This window comes from Alcanivorax jadensis T9, assembly GCF_000756655.1.
In the GTDB taxonomy this organism is placed as follows: domain Bacteria; phylum Pseudomonadota; class Gammaproteobacteria; order Pseudomonadales; family Alcanivoracaceae; genus Alcanivorax; species Alcanivorax jadensis.
The window spans coordinates 1-4,532 of record NZ_ARXU01000023.1 but is presented as its reverse complement, the minus strand read 5'-3'; the positions used below and the strand labels follow the sequence as shown (position 1 = coordinate 4,532).

Here is a 4,532-nt window from a genome sequence, read left to right as displayed (position 1 = left end):
AGCCTGAAAGCCTGAGCACGCAAGGGGTTGTGCAGGGGCTACCTGTCGAACTTTAGCCAAGGCAATGGGGAGCGGGTATTGGACATTTTGTCCCATGGCCTTAAAGTGCTAGGGGAATGAGTTGCAAGCTACAAGCTTCAAGCTACAAGGCGCGGTGGCGACCTTCAGGCCCTGCTTGGCCGTGCCCGCGCATTACCGTTAAGCGCGGGCACGGAATTGCCACATCAACCAAGCCTGACCGCGTTGCAGCTTGAAGCTTGTAGCTTGCAACTCCCCAACACGATATTCGAGCGCACAACATGTCCCATCCCCAGCAGTCCCACGGTTCCAGCCATGCCCCGGTGGCACCCAATGAAATCGCCGTCGGCGTGGTCATCGGCCGTACTTCCGAATACTTCGACTTCTTTGTCTACGGCATCGCCTCGGTACTGATCTTCCCGCAGGTGTTCTTCCCCTTCGTCGACCAGCTACAGGGCATGCTCTATTCTTTCTCGCTGTTTGCCCTGGCCTTTGTGGCGCGGCCCTTTGGTACCGCTCTGTTCATGGCCATCCAGCGCCACTGGGGCCGCGGCATCAAACTCACCGCCGCCCTGTTCCTGCTGGGCACCGCCACCGCCGGCATCGCCTTCCTGCCCGGGTACGAGAAACTGGGCGGTTACGCCATCGCTTTGCTGGCCCTGTTCCGCATCATGCAGGGGGTGGCCTTCGGCGGCTCCTGGGACGGCCTGCCCTCGCTGCTGGCCCTGAACGCCCCAAAGGAAAAGCGCAGCTGGTACGCCATGATCGGCCAGCTGGGCGCGCCGCTGGGCTTCGTGATCGCCAGCGCCCTGTTCCTGTTTCTCTACAACAGCCTGAGCGCCGCGGATTTCCTGGGCTGGGGCTGGCGCTACCCGTTCTTTGTGGCCTTTGCCATCAACGTGGTCGCCCTGTTCGCCCGCCTGCGTCTGGTGCTCACCGAGGAATACACCGAAGCCCTGGAAGAAAGCGATCTGGAACCCATCGGCACCACCGAGATGGTGCGCAAGCAGGGCTACAACATCTTTATCGGCTCCTTCGCCGCCCTGGCCAGCTATGCCCTGTTCCACCTGGTGACCATCTTCCCGCTGTCCTGGATTGCCCTGCAGGGCAGCCAGACCACCGGCCAGGTGCTGACCGTACAGATCGTCGGCGGCATCGTCGGCATTATCGCCACCATCGGCTCCGGCTGGATTGCCGCCCGCATCGGCAAGCGCACCACCGTGGGCGCCCTGGCGGCAATCATCGGCGTATTCAGCCTGCTCACCCCGCTGTTGATGGGCGGTAGCCCAGCCATGCAGGACACCTTCATCCTGCTCGGTTTCGCCCTGCTGGGTGTGTCCTACGGCCAGGCCTCCGGCACCGTCACCGCCAACTTCGAGCGCCGCTTCCGCTACACCGGCGCCGCCCTCACCTCCGACTTCGCCTGGCTGTTCGGCGCCGCCTTCGCCCCCCTGGTAGCCCTGGGCCTGTCCGCCAAATTCGGCCTGCTGTCAGTAACCGTCTACCTGCTCTCCGGCGTCATCTGCACCCTGCTGGCCCTGGCGGTGAACCAGACCTTGTCGGATCAGGCGGAGGATTAACCACCTGTAGGAGCACCTCTTGAGGTGCGAACCAACCCAAACAAAGAGGCCGCACCCGGAAATCCAGGCGCGGCCTTTTTCATGTCCGATGGTTCTCGTAGGAGCGGCGCTTGAGCCGCGAACCGCGTGCAAACGCGGAATCGTCCGTAGGGCGATTAGGGACATCAGAACGCAACAGGGCTTCCGATAGAGAGACACGAGCCAACTGACAACCCCTTCCTCGCTGTCGCTCGGTTCGCGCCTCAAGAGGCGTATTCGCTTCGCTCACCCCTTCGGGGCCGCCCTCCGGGCGTTACTCCGCTGCGCTGCGTTCCTACAGCGGCTTCGTAGAAAGCCCAAAACAAAAAAGGCCGCATCCAACATCTGGACGCGGCCTCTTTCTTATCGGACCCGGCAAACCCGGCCCGCGTTTTCCTCGCAGCTAGTAGCTAGCCGCTATCAGCTCAGACTCCCCAACGCCTTCTTGGTAAACGGCGCAATCTCTTCCTCACGCCCTTCCTTCACCTTCACCAACCAGTTCGGGTCCTGCAGCAGCGCCCGGCCCACCGCAATCATGTCGAACTCATCGTTATCCATACGCCGGGTCAGCTCATCCAGCGCCGCCGGGTTGGCGGTGCCGCCCATGCCTTCCGGGCTGTTCAGGAAGTCGCCATCCAGCCCTACGCTACCCACGGAAATGGTGGGCTTGCCGGTAATCTTCTTGGTCCAGCCGGCCAGGTTCAGGTCAGAGCCTTCAAACTCCGGCAGCCAGAAACGACGCGTGGAGGCATGGAAGATGTCCACCCCGGCGTCCACGAACGGCATCAGGAAGCGTTCCAGCTCTTCCGGGTTCTGGGCAAGCTTGGCGTCGTAATCCTGCTGCTTCCATTGCGAGAAACGCAGCACAATGGCGAACTCCTCGCCCACCGCTTCGCGCACCGCCTTGACGATCTCCACGCCGAAGCGGGCGCGGTTCTCAATGGAGCCACCGTACTCGTCATCGCGCTGGTTGGTGCCCTCCCAGAAGAACTGGTCCAGCAGATAGCCGTGGGCACCATGAATCTCTACCCCGTCAAAGCCCACTTCTTTAGCGGCCCTGGCGGAATCGGCAAAGGCGCGTACCACGTCCTGGATATCGTCATGGGTCATGGCGTGGCCATTTTCCTTGCCGGGCTTGAACAGGCCGGACGGCGAATGCCCGGGCACGTCCTTGTCCGGACCGATGCCGGGCTTGCGCACCGAGCCCACATGCCACAGCTGCGGGATGATCTGACCGCCGGCCTCGTGGACCGCATCCACCACCTTCTTCCAGCCCGCCATGGCCACGTCACCGTAGATCGCCGGCACCCGCTCATAGCCGTTGGCCGCCTTGTGGCCCACAAAGGTGCCCTCGGTGATGATCAGGCCCACCTCGCCTTCCGCCCGACGGCGGTAGTAACCCACCACCTCGTCATTGGGCACATAGCCCGGCGAGAAGGTGCGGGTCATGGGGGCCATGGCCACCCGGTTACGCAACTTCAGGGATTTATGCTCAAAAGGACGCAGCAGGCTGTCCAGGGAACCACTCATGATTACTCTCCCGAATTTCATTTCACTCTGGCGCTCAAGGGAGCGCAATAAAAACAACAGAACTCAGCGAGGCCATCAATCGACGGCCCTCAATTTGGTTGCGTTATAAAACCTTATTTGGTTTCGTTATGCAACCTTTCTGGCGTACAATGCCACCCATGACACGTAAACGTTTCGATGAAATGGGCTGCTCGGTGGCCTGCGCCCTCAATGAGGTCGGTGACTGGTGGTCCCTGCTGGTGGTCAAGCAGGCCATGCTGGGCACCCGCCGCTTCGTGGATTTCCAGCACAACCTGGGCATCGCCAAGAACATCCTCTGCAACCGCCTGTCACGGCTGGTGGATAACGGGGTGATGGTGCGCGTGGACGTAGGCGAGCACGGCAAGCGCTACGAATACCGCCTCACCGATAAGGGCCGCGACCTGTTTACGGTAGTCACCGCCCTGCGCCAGTGGAGCGAACGCTGGAACGGCGAGAAAGACACCATGCAGCTGGTGGACCGCCAGAGCGGCGAGCCGCTGGCGCCAGTCACCGTCCAGAACCAGCAAGGCCAGCCGCTCACTGTACGGGATGTGCGTTTTGTGGATGAAGATGGCAAGCCGTTAGAGGAAGCGGGATGACCACCGCGTCAGCCCTGCAACAACGATGGCGCACCGTCGTCGCCCCGCTACTGCCTGACCCGGAGCCCACCTGGCAACAACTGGCCACCCACTACAACGAGCCCCACCGCCAATATCACACCCTGGACCACGTCGCCGCCTGCCTGGGATGGCTGGATGACTACCGCCACCTGGCCGCCGACCCGCTCTGCCTGGAACTGGCCCTGTGGGCCCACGATGTGATCTACGATCCCCGCGCCGCCGATAACGAAGCCCGCAGCGCAGACTGGTTTGCCCAGCAGTTTGCCGACAGCTACCTCACGGATCAGCAGCTCGCTCGCGTGCATGAACTGATCATGGCCACCGTCCACCCGCACCCACCCACGGACCCGGACATGGCCCTGCTGCAGGATATCGATCTGAGTATTCTTGGGGCAGATGCGGAACTGTACGATCGGTATGAAGGGTGGATTCGGCGGGAATATGACTTTGTGCCGGAAGCGGCGTTTCGGAAAGGGCGTAGTGCGGTGTTGCGGAGTTTTCTGGATCAGGCTGTGATTTATCACACAGCTGAGCTGAGTGAGCGGCTGGAAGTGTCTGCGCGGGACAATCTTAGTCGGGCTTTGGGAAAGCCTTCAGAGGACTGATTACCACACGCTTTGGCACAGGAAAGACCTGCCACCGTGCCCTAAGGCATGCCTCTGTCACATCTTTTCTTCTTTCCCACTCTGTCTTTTTCTGACTTCAAGAATAATTGACACCAAAAATGAAAATACAACCACTACTC

General features: G+C 61.3%; 4 protein-coding genes. 3 read left to right on the top strand and 1 reads right to left on the bottom strand.

Annotated elements, in window-relative coordinates:
- Positions 1–299 precede the first annotated feature (299 nt).
- Positions 300–1,598: an MFS transporter gene (locus T9A_RS16455; RefSeq protein ID WP_052043116.1), complete on the top strand. Its 1,299-nt coding sequence runs from the start codon at positions 300–302 to the stop codon at positions 1,596–1,598.
- Between the two features lie 438 nt (positions 1,599–2,036).
- Here T9A_RS16455 and T9A_RS16450 read toward each other — a convergent pair whose 3' ends face one another.
- On the bottom strand, positions 2,037–3,146 hold the full coding sequence (locus tag T9A_RS16450) for an NADH:flavin oxidoreductase (RefSeq protein ID WP_035250745.1): 1,110 nt from the start codon (positions 3,144–3,146) through the stop codon (positions 2,037–2,039).
- A 158-nt stretch (positions 3,147–3,304) separates the two neighbouring features.
- Between T9A_RS16450 and T9A_RS16445 the strand changes: the two genes are divergently transcribed.
- The gene (locus T9A_RS16445; protein ID WP_035250751.1) at positions 3,305–3,766 is read left to right on the top strand and encodes a winged helix-turn-helix transcriptional regulator; all 462 of its coding nucleotides are present in this window, start codon (positions 3,305–3,307) and stop codon (positions 3,764–3,766) included.
- Entirely contained in the window at positions 3,763–4,392 is a 630-nt protein-coding gene (locus tag T9A_RS16440; RefSeq protein WP_035250742.1) for an HD domain-containing protein, read from the top strand. Before T9A_RS16445 ends, T9A_RS16440 begins: the two co-directional genes overlap by 4 nt.
- Positions 4,393–4,532: the final 140 nt, after the last annotated feature.